14 protein-coding genes are annotated in these 16713 nt (G+C 72.6%); 6 read left to right on the top strand and 8 right to left on the bottom strand.

What is annotated here, in order from left to right:
* Positions 1-158: 158 nt before the first annotated feature.
* Entirely contained in the window at positions 159-1802 is a 1644-nt protein-coding gene (locus K1J57_RS15840) for an alpha/beta fold hydrolase (protein ID WP_220565210.1), read from the top strand.
* Between the two features lie 262 nt (positions 1803-2064).
* A complete protein-coding gene (locus K1J57_RS15835; RefSeq protein WP_220565209.1) occupies positions 2065-3102 on the top strand; it encodes a serine protease in 1038 nt (345 codons plus the stop codon).
* A 102-nt stretch (positions 3103-3204) separates the two neighbouring features.
* Here the strand turns inward: K1J57_RS15835 and K1J57_RS15830 are convergent, their stop codons facing one another.
* Entirely contained in the window at positions 3205-4629 is a 1425-nt protein-coding gene (locus K1J57_RS15830) for an aldehyde dehydrogenase family protein (protein WP_220565208.1), read from the bottom strand.
* A 155-nt stretch (positions 4630-4784) separates the two neighbouring features.
* Between K1J57_RS15830 and K1J57_RS15825 the strand changes: the two genes are divergently transcribed.
* From K1J57_RS15825 to K1J57_RS15815, 3 genes are all read left to right on the top strand, one after another.
* Positions 4785-5210, top strand: coding sequence for a hypothetical protein (locus K1J57_RS15825; RefSeq protein WP_220565945.1), 426 nt, complete (start codon positions 4785-4787; stop codon positions 5208-5210).
* Positions 5211-5338: 128 nt separating this feature from the next.
* A complete protein-coding gene (locus K1J57_RS15820) occupies positions 5339-7102 on the top strand; it encodes a hypothetical protein (RefSeq protein ID WP_220565206.1) in 1764 nt (587 codons plus the stop codon).
* Positions 7103-7126: 24 nt separating this feature from the next.
* The gene (locus K1J57_RS15815; RefSeq protein WP_220565569.1) at positions 7127-8020 is read left to right on the top strand and encodes a 3-methyladenine DNA glycosylase; all 894 of its coding nucleotides are present in this window, start codon (positions 7127-7129) and stop codon (positions 8018-8020) included.
* Between the two features lie 286 nt (positions 8021-8306).
* Here K1J57_RS15815 and K1J57_RS15810 read toward each other — a convergent pair whose 3' ends face one another.
* From K1J57_RS15810 to K1J57_RS15780, 7 genes are all read right to left on the bottom strand, one after another.
* The gene (locus K1J57_RS15810) at positions 8307-8672 is read right to left on the bottom strand and encodes a thiol-disulfide oxidoreductase DCC family protein (protein ID WP_220565203.1); all 366 of its coding nucleotides are present in this window, start codon (positions 8670-8672) and stop codon (positions 8307-8309) included.
* Between the two features lie 179 nt (positions 8673-8851).
* Positions 8852-9616, bottom strand: coding sequence for an LPXTG cell wall anchor domain-containing protein (locus K1J57_RS15805; RefSeq protein ID WP_220565202.1), 765 nt, complete (start codon positions 9614-9616; stop codon positions 8852-8854).
* Positions 9617-9862: 246 nt separating this feature from the next.
* Positions 9863-10963, bottom strand: a complete 1101-nt coding sequence (locus K1J57_RS15800; RefSeq protein WP_220565201.1) for an ABC transporter ATP-binding protein — start codon at positions 10961-10963, stop codon at positions 9863-9865.
* Positions 10960-12027: an ABC transporter ATP-binding protein gene (locus tag K1J57_RS15795; protein ID WP_220565199.1), complete on the bottom strand. Its 1068-nt coding sequence runs from the start codon at positions 12025-12027 to the stop codon at positions 10960-10962. The genes K1J57_RS15800 and K1J57_RS15795 overlap by 4 nt, the downstream gene beginning before the upstream one ends.
* Before the next feature lie 2 nt (positions 12028-12029).
* A complete protein-coding gene (locus K1J57_RS15790) occupies positions 12030-13079 on the bottom strand; it encodes an ABC transporter permease (RefSeq protein WP_220565198.1) in 1050 nt (349 codons plus the stop codon).
* Positions 13079-14083: an ABC transporter permease gene (locus K1J57_RS15785; protein WP_220565197.1), complete on the bottom strand. Its 1005-nt coding sequence runs from the start codon at positions 14081-14083 to the stop codon at positions 13079-13081. Before K1J57_RS15785 ends, K1J57_RS15790 begins: the two co-directional genes overlap by 1 nt.
* A gap of 163 nt (positions 14084-14246) precedes the next feature.
* The gene (locus K1J57_RS15780) at positions 14247-15914 is read right to left on the bottom strand and encodes an ABC transporter substrate-binding protein (protein ID WP_220565196.1); all 1668 of its coding nucleotides are present in this window, start codon (positions 15912-15914) and stop codon (positions 14247-14249) included.
* A gap of 380 nt (positions 15915-16294) precedes the next feature.
* Between K1J57_RS15780 and K1J57_RS15775 the strand changes: the two genes are divergently transcribed.
* On the top strand, positions 16295-16684 hold the full coding sequence (locus tag K1J57_RS15775) for a hypothetical protein (protein ID WP_220565195.1): 390 nt from the start codon (positions 16295-16297) through the stop codon (positions 16682-16684).
* Positions 16685-16713 lie beyond the last annotated feature (29 nt).

Here is a 16713-nt window from a genome sequence, read left to right as displayed (position 1 = left end):
TAACCGGTGGGTAAGTTACCTCACAGTTACTTGCGACCCCCGTCACCCCCCATTCCTCCTGCGCACCGGCCTCCCCGGTCGGCACTCCCCCGATGGCCTCGGCGGCGCGACGACCCATCGGAAACCTCCCGTCCCTGCTCCCCCGAGGTTCCCGACACATGCCTTCCCAGACCCCGCGTCCCTCTCCCCCGCTCCGCCGCCCCGCCCTCGTCCGGCTGCTGTCCGGGCTCGCGGCGGCCGTACTGGCCGCGGTCCTGCTGACCCCGGCACCGGCCGCCGCGGCGATCGGCTCCGAGATCCGCTACGTGACCATCACCAGCCACGACGGCACCGAGATCAAGGCCAAGGTCATCACGCCCACCGGCGTCGAGGGCCCGCACCCCCTGCTGGTCATGCCGTCCGCCTGGGCCACCCCGCACCTGCTGTACGTGGGCGCCGGGGCCCGGCTCGCCCAGGAGTCCGGCTACCAGGTCGTCACCTACTCCTCGCGCGGCTTCTGGGACTCCGGCGGCGCCATCGAGGTGGCCGGCCCCGAGGACCGGGCCGACGCCAGCGCGGTCATCGATTGGGCCCTGGAGAACACCGACTCCGACCCCGAGCGCATCGGCATGGCCGGGATCTCCTACGGCGGCGGCATCAGCCTGCTCACCGCGGCCGAGGACGACCGGATCAAGGCGGTGGCCTCGCTCAGCGGCTGGGCCGACCTCCGGGAGTCGCTCTACCCCAACGAGACGGTCGACGTGCAGTCCGCCGAGCTGCTGCTGGGCGCCGCCGCGCTGACCGGCCGCAAGGGCGAGACCCTCCAGAACGTGGAGCGCGCCTACCGGCGCGGGGACATCCAGCCCGCCCTGGACATGGCCCCCGACCGGTCGGCCGCCACCAAGGTCGACCGGCTCAACGCCAACGGCACCGCCGTGATGATGGCCCACGGCTGGAACGACGGCATGTTCCCGGTCGGGCACATCACCGACTTCTACGGCGAGCTGACCGGCCCCAAGCGGCTCATGATCGCCCCCGGCGACCACGCCACCCAGGAGATCTTCGGCGCGGCCGGGCTGCCCGACGAGATCTGGGCGGGGGTCGGCGACTGGTTCGACCACCACCTCAAGGGCGAGGACAACGGCGTGGACACCGCCGACCCGGTGATGGTCAAGCCCAACAACGGGCGCGGGACCTGGACCTCGTACCCGGACTGGGAGTCGGTGACCGGCGGCGAGCAGACCTTCTACCTGGGCGAGCCCAGCACGGACTGGGCCCGCTGGCAGAACAGCGGCGCCATGGGCGCCGACCCCGACACCGGGTGGGACTACCGGGTGCGCACCGGGATCGGCACCACCGCGGAGAGCGGGACCGTGATGCTGAGCGGCGCCCTCCAGCAGTTCTTCGACGTGCCCACGGGGGTGCTGCTGCCCACCGTGGACCGCTACCGGGCCGGGGTGTGGACGAGCCCGGCCTACCCGGACGGCGCCCGGGTGGCGGGCACCCCGGAGGCGACGTTCACGTTCACGCCCACCGCGAGCACGCAGTCGGTGTTCGTGTACCTGTACGCGATCGACGCCGGCGGCCGGGGCGCCCTGCTCTCGCACGCCCCCTACACACTGCGCGACGCGAGCCCGGGCGCACCGGTGACGGTGACGACCGAGCTGTCGCCGGTGGTGTGGGACGTGCCCGCCGGGCACCGGCTGTCCGTCGTGGTGGACACCCGCGACCTGCGCTACGACAGCAAGAGCACGATCGGGAACCGGGTGACGGTGTCCTCCCCCGAGGCCGAGCCCACCCGGGTGACCATTCCCTTCTCCTGATCCCGGACACCGGCCCCCGACCGCTCCGGCGGGGCCCGCGTCGCCGAAACGGCACCGACGCGAACCCCGCCGGGTGCGTGACCGGAAAGCGGGTCGCCCGACCGGCGGCGCGCCGCACCACTCCCGCGGCACGGCGCGACCGCCCGGGCCGCCTCCGATACGGCCCCCGTATCGGAGGCGGCCGTCCGCGTTTTCCCGAAAACCCCTGGACACAAACTCAAAGTAGTCATGTGATTACTTCATGTGTGCAAAAATGCGGTCCATGACCTCGTCCACCGCGCACAAACTCCTGGCCGCCCTCGCCGCGGCGGCCCTCTCCGTCGGCGGCCTCGCCTACGCCGACCGGATGCCCGACCCCGCACAGGCCGGAACCGTCCCCGAACGCCTCCAGGAGGCGCACACCGCCCTCTCCGAGGCCGACGGGGTGGTGCGGCTGAGCGCGGCGGTCACCGAGGACCAGCAGCGGGCCGTGCTGTCCTACTGGACCCCCGAGCGCATGGCCGCCGCCCGCCCCATCACCGAACTGCTCGACCGGACCCTGTCCGGCGCGCAGGGGGTGGTCCCCCGCCCCGAGGCCGAGCACCAGGCGGCCCCGCGCGACGACAGCACCGGGGAGAGGTGGACGGCCGGGGGCCGGGTCGTGCGCACCACCGGCAAGGTGTTCCTGACCATGGACGGGCGCGACTTCACCTGTTCGGCCTCGGTGGTGGACGCCCCCAACGGGAGCACCGTCGTCACCGCCGGGCACTGCGCCAAGGACGGGACCGGCTCCTGGGCGCGCAACTGGACGTTCGTGCCCGGCTTCGACGACGGGTCCTCGCCCTACGGCCGCTACACTGCCCGCGACCTGCTGGTGTCGCCGGAGTGGTCCAAGCGGGCCGACGACAGCTACGACCTCGCGGTCGCGGTGGTGAACACCGCCGACGGCAGGACCGTGCAGGACCGGGTCGGCTCCCAGCGGATCGCGTTCGACACCTGGACGGACACGCGGGTGCGCAACGGGGTGCAGGTGTACTCGTTCGGGTACCCGGCGGCCTCCCCGTACAACGGCCGGGAGCTGCACTACTGCTCGGGCCGCACCCGCGCCGACACCGGCGGGACCACCGCCAACGGGATGCGCTGCGGGATGACCCAGGGCTCCAGCGGCGGGCCGTGGCTGACCGGGTTCGACCCCGCCACGGGGGTGGGGACGGTGTCCTCGGTGGTGAGCTTCAAGTACGCCGACGACCGGCGGACCCAGTACGGGCCGCGGTTCGGCGACGAGGCCCGCAGGCTGTACGAGCACGCGTCCGGGGCGTAGGCCCCGGCGCCGCCCCCCGCACGGACGGACCGCGGCCGCGGCCGCGGTCCCCGTACGCCGACGGCTCCCGCCCGGCAGTGAGCGGGAGCCGTCGGCGGCGGCTCACAGGCTGATGCCGGTGAGCACCAGGACACGCTCGTAGGTCAGGTCCGTCATGGCCGCGCGCACGCCCTCGCGGCCCACGCCCGAGCCCTTGACGCCGCCGTAGGGCATCTGGTCGGCGCGGAAGGTCGGCACGTCGCCGATGATCACGCCGCCCACCTCCAGCTCCCGGTGGGCCCGGAACGCGGTCGGCAGGTCGCGGGTGAACACACCCGCCTGGAGGCCGAAGTCGCTGTCGTTGACCGCGGCGAAGGCGGCGTCGGTGTCGGCGACCCGCTGGAGCACCAGCACCGGGCCGAACACCTCCTGGCGCATCACGCGGCTGTCGGCGGGGGCGTCGGCCAGCACCGTCGGCGCGACGGTCACACCGTCGCGGGTGCCGCCGGTGAGCAGCTTCGCGCCGCCCGCCACGGCCTCCTCCACCCACTCCTGGACGCGGACCGCGGCGGCCTCGTCCACCAGCGGGCCCACGTCGGTGCCCTCGTCGGCGGGGTCGCCGGTGCCCAGCGCCTCCACCTTCTCGACCAGGCGCGACACGAACTCGTCGTACACGGCGCCGGTGACGACGACCCGCTGCACGCCGATGCAGACCTGGCCCGCCTGGTTGTTGCCGAACAGGGCGACGCGCGAGGACGCCCAGTCCAGGTCGGCGTCGTCGAGCACCACGGCCGCGGCGTTGCCGCCCAGCTCCAGGGTGACGTGCTTGTGCGGGGCCCGCTTCTGGATCTCCCAGCCGAACGCGCCGCCGGTGAACGAGATGACCGGGAGGCGGGCGTCGTCGATGAGGCGGCCGGCCAGGTCGTTGGGCATCGGCAGCACCGACACGGTGCCCGCGGGCAGGTCGGTCTCGGCGATGATCTCGCCCAGCAGCAGCGCGGTCATCGGGGTGGCCGGGGCCGGCTTGAGGATGATGGGGGCGCCGACGGCGATCGCCGGGGCGATCTTGTGGGCGACCAGGTTCAGCGGGAAGTTGAACGGCGAGATCCCGAGCACCGGGCCGTGCGGGACCCGGCGGACCAGGGCCATCCGGCCGGTGCCGCCGGCGTCGGTGTCCAGGCGCTGGAGCTCGCCGCTGTCGCGGCGGGCCTCCTCGGCGGCCCAGCGGAACACGGACACGGCGCGGGCGGCCTCGACGCGGGACCACTTGATCGGCTTGCCGCTCTCCGCGGTGATCGTCTGCGCGATCTCCTCGGCGCGCTCGCCGATGCGGCGCGAGATGTGGTCGAGGGCGGCGGCCTTGGCGTGCGCGGGCAGGGCGGCGGCCTGGGCGGCCGCGGCGTGCGCGGCGGCGACGGCCTGCTCGACCTGGTCGGCGGTGGGCACGGAGACGCGGCCCGCGACCTCGCCGGTGTAGGGGTTGACGACGGTGAGTTCGCTGTCGCCGGTCGCGGCGGTGCCGGCCAGCCAGAACGGGTGCGTGGACATGGAAGGGACGCTAGTACCCGGGCCCCGCCCCCGCCTTGTCCAGACTTGCCAGGCGGGCGCCGCGGATTGGCCGCAATGGAGCATGTCGGCCCCCTCTTCTAGGGTCGTCCCACAGGACACACCTCGCACACCCGCACCCGAAGGAAGGCCGGCCCATGGGAGTCTCCCTCTACTACAGCGCCGAACGCGACACCCCGCTGACCGGGGACGAGCGCGCGACGATCGCGCGCCTGGCCTCCGAAGGGGAGGAGGCCCTGCGGGAGGAGGCCCTGGAGCTGTTCCCGGCCTGGCACGCCTCGGGTGAGATGCCCGAGGAGTACCGGTCGCCGGCGGAGGTCTTCGAGGGGCTGTTCCTCTACTCCGAGGAGCACCTCCACGGGGCGCAGGTGCTGGCCGGGTCCAGCAAGGTGCCGCCGCCCGCCTGCGGGTTCGAGCCCCTCTTCGCCCAGCTGCGCCACTACCTGGACGCCCTGGGCAGGATGCGCCGCGCCCTGCCCGGCGCCCGGTGGCACGTGCACATCGACGACGCCGAGATTCCCTGGACCGAGGACGGGTACACCCTGGGCGACGGGACCCCGTGAAGACCACCTCCGGTCGCCCGACTGGCGCCGGGGTGCTCTTTCGTACACAGTGGTGATGAGGGCCCTACCGGCTCGTTCGGGTCGGGTCCTCGGGTCCGCCGCCGACGACGGAAGCCCGGGAGTGCCCATTGCCGCTTGTCTACCGCACGCTCATCGCGGTCCCGGAGGACCAGGGGGACCCCATCGCCACCGCGTCGGCCGTGCTGTCCCGGTGGCTGAGCAAACGGGGGAACTCCGGAGCGCGGGTGGACTTCACCGCCTCGGGGCGCTACGAACTGAGCAACCGCTCCCGGGCCCTGGTCGTGCGGCACGACAACCCCGAGGAGGGCCTGTCCTTCCTGCGGCTGACCACCGAGTCCGACAAGCCCGACGGGGTGTGGCGGACGGTCGTCACCGTCGTCGTGGACCCGGAGCTGGCACCGTGGCGGTACCTGTGGCTGGACATGGCGGTGGACACCGCGGGCGCCTCCGAGCAGCCCCGGCTCGACATCATGCCGCCCGAGGCCGCGCGGATGCTGCTGGACGCCCTGCCCGCGCACGACGGCGGGCACCGGATCCCCCCGGTGCCGGTGATCGTGCGCGGCCGCGACGACACGCTGATGGACGCGCTGGTGTCCGCGATCCGCGACCCGGAGCGAAGACTCGCGGTCCTGGCGACCGGCGCCCCCGGCGACGTCACCGTCGCGGACTGGCGCACCGCGATGGCCGCAGCCCTGTCCCGGTGCACCGGGATGGGGTCGGTGTACGTGCTGGACTCCGCCGCCCAGGAGCGGATCGTGCACCTGCTCCCGGAGGGGATGGACATCCCCTCCGGCGGGGTGCGGACCTTCTTACCCGGGACGGGGGGCGACCCCTCCCGGCACCCCCGGATGAGCCCGAGCACCCTGGACACCGCCCGCGACGGGGAGCGCATCCGCAACTGGGTGGGCGCGGCGCTGTCCCGGCGGGTGCGCGAGAACGCCCTGGACATCGACCTGCCCGGCCCCCTGCGCGCGGTGGACGCCCTCCTGGACGAGGAGACCGAGGACCTGCGCCGCGCCCCCTCCCCCGAGACCGGCGTGTCCCCGGGCGTCGCCGGGGCGCACCCGGCGGGCGAGTCCGGGCAGGCCGCGGACCTGGCGGCCGCCCAGGAGGTCAAGGCCCTGGAGCTCCAGGTGCAGCGCCTCAAGGAGGAGGTCACCCGGCAGGGCGAGCGGATCGGCGAGCTGGCCGAGGAGCGCCGCCAACTGCTGGCCGAGACCGCCGACCTGGCCGAGGAGCTGGACGAGGAGCGCGGGCGGCTGCGCGGCGCCCGCTACGAGGTGCGGTGGCTGCGCGAGCAGGCCCGCGAGGCCGGGCTGTTCCGGCTGGCCGCCGCCCCCGCACCGCGCGACCCGGCCCTGCGCCCGCCGCGCAGCGTGTCCGAGCTGCTGGAGCGGATCACCGACGACACCGCGCTGCCGCACCTGTACTTCACCATCGAGGACCAGACGGTCTACGAGCTGTCCGACAGCCGCAAGGAGTCCCTGTGGGTGACCCGGGCCTGGGAGGCCCTGATCGCCCTCAACGACTACGCCCGCTACCAGTTCGACAACCCCGACCGGGGGCTGGGGTTCCACTCGTACCTCAAGGAGAACCCCGACGGGTACCGGGTGATCCCGGTCAAGCGGCTGGCGTCGCAGGAGTCGGACCACGTCCGCAACCGGGGCAAGCTCAACGAGAAGCGCTTCTTCCGGGTGCCGGAGGACGTGCACCCCGCCGGGCGGGTGCCGATGTACGCGCACATCAAGCTCGACATCGAGTACGGGATCTGCCCGCGGCTGTACTTCTTCCCCGACCTGGGGCCCGGGACCACCAACCGGGTGTACATCGGGTACCTCGGGCGCCATCTGCCCGTGCAGCAGTCCAACTGACCGCCGCGTACCCTGGGGCCCGTGATGGGAACGGACACCGGGGCCGTGCGGGCCGTGGAGGTACTGGCGGAGGACGCGTGGCGCGAGCGCGCCCGCCGCCACGAGGAGCGGGTGGACGCGCTGACCGCCGACCACCTGCGGCGCCGCCGTGCGGGCGAGCGCCACCCGGTGGAGGACTTCCTGTTCACCTACTACAACCTCAAGCCCGCCCGGCTGCGACGCTGGGACCCCGGGGTGGGCACGGTGCTGGCCGGGGAGGGCGCGCGCGAGCGGCTGTCGGAGCGGTTCGCGGCGGCCGTCCCCGAGGGGGTGGGCCTGGACGCGGCCGCGTTCCTGGCGGCCCGGCCGGTGGTCGGCTTCGTGGAGGGGCTGCTGTCGGCGGTCGCCTCCCGGGACGCCCACCTGGGGTGCTTCGGGCTGCACGAGTGGGCGATGGTGTACCGCACCCGGGAGGTGCGACACGGGCAGGTGCCGCTGCGGCTGGGGGCCGAGGGGACCGACCGGGTGGTGGAGTCGCACCGGATCCGGTGCTCGCACTTCGACGCGTTCCGGTTCTTCACCGAGCCGGCCCGGCCGCTCAACACGCTCCGGCCGACCCGGGAGACACAGGTCGAACTGGACCAGCCGGGCTGCCTGCACGCCAACATGGACCTGTACAAGTGGGCGTACAAGCTGTCCCCGGCGGTGCCGTCGGAGCTGGTGGTGGACTGCTTCGAGCTGTCCCGGGAGATCCGGGAGCTGGACATGCGGGCCTCACCCTACGACCTGCGGGAGTGGGGGTACGCGCCGGTGCGGATCGAGACGGCCGAGGGCAAGGCCGAGTACATGCGCCGCCAGGAGGGGTTCGCCGAGCGCGGCGCGGTGCTGCGCGGGCGGCTACTGGACGTCTGCCGCGCCCTGCGCGAGGCCGTCGCCTAGCGCCTGTTCTTGAACGCTCTCCGGTGCTTCCTGGGGTTTCGTGAGGCGCCCGGTGGGGTCCTGGAGGCCCGGAGGAGACGTCCTCGAGGAAAGCCTGTGGCCGTAGGCCATCCGTTGAGGGCGGTGGCGGGCGACGGGCGGGCGAGGATGTCGACGCAGGGCCGAAGGTTCCCACCCTCGGGGGGCGCCGAACAAGGTGACCGGGCTGCGGCCGCAGGCCGTCCGTTGAGGGCGGTGGCGGGCGACGGGCGGGCCGAAGCGCAGCGGAGGTTCAAAAAAGCACAGCCTAGGGGCGGGGCAGCGCGCAGGAGGCGGTGCCGCCGGGCAGGCGGTAGCGGTTGGCGGCCACCCACCGGTAGGCGAGGCGGTTGGCCGAGCGCAGCAGCGGCAGCCGCATCAGGCGGCCGACGGGCCGCAGCAGGGGCCGGGAGGACAGCAGCACCTCGGCGACCGCGTCGCCGCCGCTGAAGCGGCGCCCGTCGGGGTGGACCACCCAGGCGGCCTCGGAGGTCTGCTCGGGGGTGAGGCCGAGGGCGTCGAGGTCGGTGTCCTGCCAGGCCGCGAACTCCGTGCGCGCACCCAGCCGGTCCCGCGCCAGCGCGACCATGCGCTTGCAGAAACCGCAGTCGTCGTCGTACAGGAACACTGCCATCGCACTCTCCTGGCGGATACGGGCCCGGCGGGCGGGCCTGCCCCTCCCCTGCGGCGGGGTTCCGCCGCCGGGGAGGGGTCACATCCGGCCCCTACCCGGTCGGGGGCCGGCGAAGCAGGAGGGGGGCGAGGGGTGCGCCACGTTCGCGGCGCACCCCTGCGCTCCTCGGGTCCGACCCCCTACTGGAGCCTGCGCTTGCGGCCGAAGTAGATCGCGGCACCGCCGCCGGCGGCCGCGGCCGCGCCGGCGGCGACGAGCCCGGCGATGGCGGAGCCGGTCAGGGGCAGGCTCGGCTCCTCACCGGCGGGGGCGGTGGGCTCGTCCGACGGGCCGGGGGTGGCGGGTCCGGTCGGGTCCACGGGGGTCTCCGGTTCGGTCGGCTCCACCGGGGTCGCGGGGCCGGTGGGCTCGACCGTGGGCGGGTCGGCGGGCTCGGGGCTCTCCGGCGGGGTGGAGGGCTCGCCGCCGGGCGACGGGGAGGGCTCCGGGGAGGGCTCCTCCTCGGAGCACTCGACCTTGAAGACCTTGTGCTTCGCGGCGTTGCTCTGCTGGCCCTCGAAGGTCCACTCCAGGCGGTAGTGGCCGTCGTCGAGGGTGAGCAGTTCGGTGCTCCCCGCGCCCTCGCCGTCCAGTTCGAGCCCGCCCGACAGGACGACCTCGCGCTCGGAGGGCTTGCCGCCCTGGGTGAGGATCTCCCAGGTGACCTCCTGGGCGGGGTCGAACCCGTGGCCCACGACCTGGAACTCGCAGACCTTGGGCTCGTTCCGGTCGTCCTCCTCCGGGGTCTGCGGGGAGTGGATCTTGACGGTGCCGTTGTCGCCGGGCGGGGCGAAGGGCGCGGACGCGAAGGCCGGGGCGGCGGCCCCGAAGGCCAGCCCCGCGGCGAGCACGGAGACGGCGATGACACGGGGCGCGCGGGCACCCGGACGGAAGTCGGGGGACAAAAGGGTCTCCTGGGGACAGAGATTCTTCCGGTAGGCGGGGATACCGGAGATACAGGACAAGCCGAATATAGCCAATTGTCCGATTGGAAACCCTTCCCCCCTGGTCACGAAGTCGCACCGGGATCCGTGACCGAAACCCCGGGCGGCGCACGAGGCCGGGAGTCCCCGCCCGCGGGAGGATCCGCGGGCGGGGGCGGACCGGGTCCGGCGGCGGGCGCGCTCTCCCCGCCCGCCGCCGGCCCGGGGTCATCCCGCGGAGCCGTGCACGATGCGCTCGGCGCGCTCCTCGCTCGGCAGGATCTCCCCCGACAGGATCCTCTCCGCGTGGTGGCAGGCCACCCGGTGCGCGCCGCCGTTGATCGGCCGCAGCTCCGGGCGCTCCGTGTCGCACAGCTCCTCCTGCCGCCAGGGGCAGCGGGTGTGGAACCGGCAGCCGGGGGGCGGGTCCACGGGCGAGGGCAGGTCGCCCGCCAGGAGGATGCGCTCGCGGGTGTCCTCCACCGTCGGGTCGGGGACGGGCACCGCGGACATCAGTGCCCGGGTGTAGGGGTGCAGCGGCGTCTCGTAGAGGTCGTCGCTGGGCGCCTCCTCCACCAGGGACCCCAGGTACATCACGCCCACCGTGTCGCTGACGTGGCGGACCACCGCCAGGTCGTGGGCGATGACGAGGTAGGTCAGGCCCAGCTCCTCCTGGAGCTCCTCCAGCAGGTTGAGGACCTGCGCCTGGATGGACACGTCCAGCGCCGACACGGGTTCGTCGCAGATGATGAGGTCGGGCTCCAGCACCAGGGCGCGGGCGATGCCGATGCGCTGGCGCTGGCCGCCGGAGAACTCGTGCGGGTACCGGTCCAGCGCCTTGGAGGACAGCCCGACGCGCTCCAGCGCCCCCACGACCCGCCTCCGCCGGTCGGCCCGCGTGGCCTCCCTGCGCTCCGCGGCGCTCATCGACGCGGCCTCCTCCGCGGAGGGGCCGCCGATGCCGTGGGTCTCCAGCCCCTCCATGAGGATGGAGCCGATGTTCTGCCGGGGGTTGAGGCTGCCCAGCGGGTCCTGGAAGACCATCTGGAGGTTGCGGCGCTCGCGGCGCATCTCCTCGCCGCCCAGCGTGGCCAGGTCGCGGCCGTCGTGGACGACGGAGCCGGAGGTGATGTCGACCAGGCGCAGCACCGCCCGGCCCAGGGTGGTCTTGCCGCAGCCGGACTCGCCCACCAGGCCGTAGGTGCTGCCGCGTTCGATGCTCAGGCTGACGCCGTCCACCGCGTACACGTGGCCGACGGTGCGGTCGAACACGACGCCCCGTCTGATCGGGAAGTGGACCTTGAGGTCCTCGATCCGCAACAGGCTCATGCGCTCTCCTCCTCGTCGCCCACCACGGACGGGCTCTCCAGAACGGCCCGGTCCACCAGGTCGGCGTGCCGGACGGGGTTGACGCAGCGGTGCGCGTGGGCGCCGTCGGCGCCCGAGACGACCAGCTCCGGCGGCCCCTGGAGGCAGTCCAGGGTGTAGTGGTCGCAGCGGGGAGCGAACGCGCACCCGTCGGACCAGGCGATGTTGTCGTTGACCGACCCGCGGATCGGGGTGAGCGGTTCGCCGCGCGGGGCGTCGAGCCGGGGGATCGACCCGAGCAGGCCCACCGTGTAGGGGTGGGTGGGGTCGGCGAACAGGGGCGCGCGGGGGGCGGTCTCCACCGCGCGCCCCGCGTACAGGACGTTGATGTCGTCGCACAGGCCCGCCACCACGCCCAGGTCGTGGGTGATCATGAGCAGGGCGGTGCCCTCCTCGGTGACCAGGTCCTTGAGGAGTTCGAGGATCTGGGCCTGGATGGTGACGTCCAGCGCGGTGGTGGGCTCGTCGGCGATCATCACCCGGGGGCGGCAGGCCACCGCCATGGCGATGAGGGCCCGCTGGCGCATGCCGCCGGAGAGCTGGTGCGGGTACTCCTTGAGGCGCCTCCTGGGGTCGGGGATGCCCACCCGGTACAGCAGGTCGGCGGCCTCCTTCTCGGCGGCCGATCCGCGCAGGCCCCGGTGCCGGGTGAGGATCTCGGTGACCTGGCGGCCGATGGGGACCACCGGGTTCAGGGAGCTGAGCGGGTCCTGGAAGATCATCGCCAGCTGTGAGCCGCGCAGGTCGCGCATCCGCGCGGGGGACAGCCCGAGCAGGTCGACCTCGGTGTCGCCGGTGCGCAGGACGGCGGAGCCGCCGACCCGCACGCCGCGGGAGGGCAGCAGGCCCATCAGGGCCAGCGAGGTGACGCTCTTGCCGCAGCCGGACTCCCCCACCAGGCCGGTGACCCGGCCCTCCTCCAGGGTGAAGGAGACCCCGTCCACGGCCCGGACCTCGTCGGAGCCGCGGCCGCCGAACACGACGGACAGTTCTTCGACCGCGAGCAGCGGTGTGCTGGAACCCATGCTTACTTCCTCAGCTTCGGGTCGAGGGCCTCGCGCATCGCCTCACCGAGCAGGGTGAAGCCCAGCGCGGTGACGATGATGGCCAGCGCCGGGTAGACGGCCAGCTGGGGAGCGCTGGAGAGGAACCGCTGCGCGTCGGCGAGCATCGTCCCCCACTCGGGGAAGGACGGGTCGGGGTTGCCCAGGCCCAGGTAGGACAGGGCCGCCGCGTCGATGATGGCGGTGGCCAGGGTGAGCGTGGACTGCACGATGACCGGCCCCAGGGAGTTGGGCAGGATGTGCGTGAGGGCGATCTTGTGGGTGCGCACGCCCAGCGCCCGGGCGGCGAGCACGTAGTCGCGGTTGCCCTGGGCGATCATCGCGCCGCGCAGCAGGCGGGCGAAGACCGGCACCTGGGCGATGCCGACCGCGAGCATGACCGTGGTGAGGCTGGCCCCGATCAGGGCCGCCACGGTGACCGCCAGCAGCAGGGTGGGCAGCGCCAGCATCATGTCGATGACGCGCATGATGACGTTGTCGACGACCCGGCCCCAGCGCCCGCCCAGGGTGGCCGCGGCGCCGGCGGTGCCGCCGATCAGGGCCCCGACGCCGAACCCGACCAGGGTCGCCACGACACCGACCAGGAGGGTCTGGCGGGCGCCGATCACCATGCGGGAGAACTGGTCGCGGCCCAGGTTGTCCAGGCCCAGCCAGTTCTCGGCCCGCGGGCCGACGAAGATGTTCTGGTTGGGGAAGACCTCCCCGCCCCAGGTCTGCGCGGTGGCCGAGTAGGGGGCGATGAGCGGGGCGAGCAGGGCGATGAGGACGAACACGGCGACGATGACCGCGCCGGAGATCGCCATCGGGCTGCGGCGCAGGCGGCGGAACGCGGTGCGCCAGATGCCCGCGCCGCCGGAGCCGTCGTCGCGGGGGCCCATGAGCTCCGCGAGCCGGTCGATCCTGTCGGCCCTGCGGGTGAGCAGGGAGGTGCCGCCCCCGTCCTGGCGGGCGGGGCCGGTGTCCGGGGTCCCCGGGTCGTCCGACGGGTTCTGCGCGTTGGGTGTCGTCGGCATCACTGGGCCCGCACTCTCGGGTCGAGGAGGCTGTAGGAGATGTCCACCAGCAGGTTGATCAGCACGTACATGGTGGCGATGAGCAGGATGAACCCGGTCAGGACCGGGTAGTCACGGGTCTGGGTCGCCGCGTACACGAACGAGCCGACGCCGGGGAACGCGAACACGCTCTCGGTGAGGACCGCGCCGGCGAACAGGCTGCCGGTGAGCAGGCCGATGGCGGTGACCACCGGCAGCATCGCGTTGCGCAGCACGTGGCGGCCGCGGACCGTCCGGCGGTACAGGCCCTTGGCGTTGGCGGTGCGCACGTAGTCCTCGTCCAGGACCTCCAGGACGCTGGCCCGGGTCATCCGGACGATGACGGCCAGCGGGATGGAGGCCAGCGCCAGGCCCGGGAGCACCAGGTGCATCAGGGCGTCCCACACGACGTCGAGTTCGCCCGTGCGCAGGCCGTCGAGGATGACGAACCCGCTCAGGTCGGTGCGGCTCAGCCCCGGGGAGAGCCGGAACGCCGACGGGAACAGGCCCAGGCGTTCGGCGAAGACCACCTTCAGGATGAAGGCGAGGAAGAACACCGGCGTGCAGATGCCGAGCAGGGAGCCGCCGACGGCGGCGAAGTCGAGGATCCCGCCGCGGCGGCGGGCGGCCAGGTAGCCGAGCGGGATGCCGACGGCGACCGCGATGAGGATCGCGGTGACCGACAGCTCGAACGTGGCCGGGAAACGGGTGAAGAACTCCTCCATGACCGGCTGCCCGGTCTGCAGGGAGGTCCCCAGGTCCCCCTGGAGGATGTTGCGCAGGAACCGCACGTACTGGACGGTGAGGGGTTCGTCCAGACCGAGGGCGCGACGCAGCTGGGCCCGCTGCTCGTCGGTCGCGTCGTCGGGGAGGAGGGCGTACTCGGGCCCGCCGGGTAGGCGTTGGAGCCAGATGAACAACAGGATCGACAGACCGCCCAGGGTCGGGATCAGTTGCAGAGTACGCCTGACGATGAAACGCAGCACTTCGCCGCCTTTCGCCAGTGGAGGGTGAGGCTTCCCCCGCCCGGGCGGGGGCGGGGTCGACATGGACGGGGCCCGGCCGACCGGGGGACGGATCGGCCGGGCCTCCCCCTCCCGCGGTGCGGGAGGCGGTCTTCCGAGGCCCCGGGTCACGGGGCCGTGCGGGTCACTCCTTCCAGGAACCCTCCGAGAAGTCCTCCTGGGTGAGCGGGCTGACGTTCGGCGGGTTCACGTTCTCCGCGAACACGATGGACGGCGGGGAGCTGGAGATGGGCAGGCCCGGCAGGATCTCCATGATCTGCTCGTTCAGGCCCTGGTAGGCGGCGATGCGCTCCTCGGTGTCCGGGTTGGAGCTGGCCTCGGCCATGGCGTCGAACAGCTCGGGCTCGTCCATGCCCCAGGCGTCGTTCTTCACGGAGAACCAGGTGCCCAGGAAGTTGTAGGCGTCGTTGTAGTCGCCGGTCCAGCCCAGCAGGTACAGGGAGCACTCGCCGCTGTCGGTGTTGGGGACGTACTCGGTCCACTCGAAGGACTTCGGCTCGACGGTGACGCCGACGCTCTCGAGGTCCTGGCTGATGACGTCGAAGATGTCGCGCGGGGCGGGCATGTAGGGGCGGGTGACCTCGGTCGGGTAGCAGAAGTCGAGGGTGAGGTCCTCCTGGCCCGCCTCGGCCAGCAGCTCCTCGGCCTTCTCCGGGTCGTAGTCGTAGGTGGTGACGTTCTCCGACCAGCCGTCGAGGGTGTTCGGGTGGAACTGGGTCGCCACCTCGCCGCCGGCCGGGAGGATGGTGTCGACGATGCGCTGGCGGTCGACGGCGTGGGCCAGGGCCTGCCGGACCCGGATGTCGGCCAGCTCCTCGCTGGTCTCCTGCTGGAAGGCCAGGTAGAGGACGTTGAAGACGTCGCGGGTCGGGACCTGGAAGCCGGCCTCGGTGAGGGGCTCGACGTCGGCCGGGGCGACCAGGTCGTAGCCGTGGATGTCACCGGCCTCCAGGGCCTGGCGGCGGGCCGTCTCGTCGGGGATGGCGCGCAGGATCATGGTCTCGAACCCGGCGGGCTCGCCCCAGTAGTCGTCGAAGCGCTGGAGCGTGACCTCGGCCTGGTCGCGGTTCCAGGCCTGGGCCGTGAACGGGCCGGTGCCCGCGATGGCGCCCGGCTCCCTGGTGTACTCGGGCAGGGTGTAGCTGCCCTCCTCACCGGTGATCTCGGCCTCGGCGATGGTCTCCAGGCTGGTGGGGCTCAGGATGCCGAACGCCGCGAGGCTGAAGCCGCCCGGGAAGATGGAGGAGTACTCCGAGATGGTGATGACGGCGGTGAGCTCGTCGGTGGCCTCACAGGAGACGTAGCGGGACTCGGGCAGCCCCTCGTCCTCGTTCTCCGCGAAGCCGCCGAAGATGGCCTGCCAGTAGTAGGAGTTGTTGGAGCTCTGCCAGGCACCGGAGAGGTTGTGCCACCGGTCGAAGTTGGCGCAGACGACCTCGGCCGTCAGCTCGTCGCCGTCGTGGAAGACGACGCCCTCGCGGAGGTGGAACGTCCACTCGGTGCCGTCCTCGGACTGTTCCCAGGTCTCGGCGAGGCCGCCCACGATCTCGCTGCCGCCGGATTCGTGCTCGAGGAGGGTCTCGTAGACCTGGCGGCTGTAACGGAAGGTCTCCCCGTCGCTCGCGAGGAACGGGTCGAGGGATTTGATGTCGCCCGCGGATCCGAATACGAACGGCGCGGAGGAGTCGCCTTCGGGGTCCCGCTCACTCTCCGCGCACGCTGTCGCCAACAGCATCACGGACACCGCCGCGGCCAGGAGGGCCGCCGGTTTCCTGGAAGTCTTCGTGAACATGTCCACCTCTGTGGGGGGTGGGCGCCTGTGCCCGGGGGTTGATTGAGAGGACCCTAGACCGGGCCCGTACCAGCGGGGAAGGTAGACGTCCGGGTATTAATACAACCGTTTCAGATCTGTGGCGTGATCCATAGGTGTGTTTTGTTGACCGCCTTGTTCAGGCGGGACCGAAACTCCGATACCGGCGTTACGGGAGTGACCTGAGAGAAGTGCGGATGATCCCGGGGTAACACGGGATTCATCTTTTTCGGGGTCTGGGAAACAATGATGGAACATGGTATTGGATCATGGGGCGAATGACTGTTTTGTCTGCCTTTTGTCTATATCGGGACTTGGGTCGTGAGCTCGGGCAGGGTGCGTGCGGGCCTATCATCTTCCGGGTGACCACTCCCCTTGACGACGCGGCACTGACCGCGTTCCTCGAAGGCCAGGACAGCGCCTGGCTGGCCGAACAGCTCATGCTCGCCGCGGACGACGACCCCATCACGCGGATCCGGCTGACCGCCGCCGCGGGCTCGGAGAGCGCCGTGGACGACGCCCGGGCGGTCCTCCTCGCCGCCGTCGTACAGCACCTCCCCGCGGAGGAGCCCGATGACGACGACCCGCTGCACCGCGCCATCGACCTGCTCGACGACCTCGGCGACTACGGCTTCGAGGACGAGAGCGCCGACATCGCCGACGAGGCCCGCGAGGCCTACGTGGAACGCCACGGCGACGACGACAGCGACCACCTCGCCCGCCTGCACGCCCTCGCCGACGACGAGGACTGAGCCCGCGGGGGGCTTCTGACCCGACCGCC

The organism is Nocardiopsis sp. MT53, assembly GCF_019598965.1.
Taxonomy (GTDB): Bacteria; Actinomycetota; Actinomycetes; order Streptosporangiales; family Streptosporangiaceae; genus Nocardiopsis; species Nocardiopsis changdeensis.
Note: the sequence above shows the minus strand (reverse complement) of the source record. Positions and strands in the feature narration are given on the sequence as shown.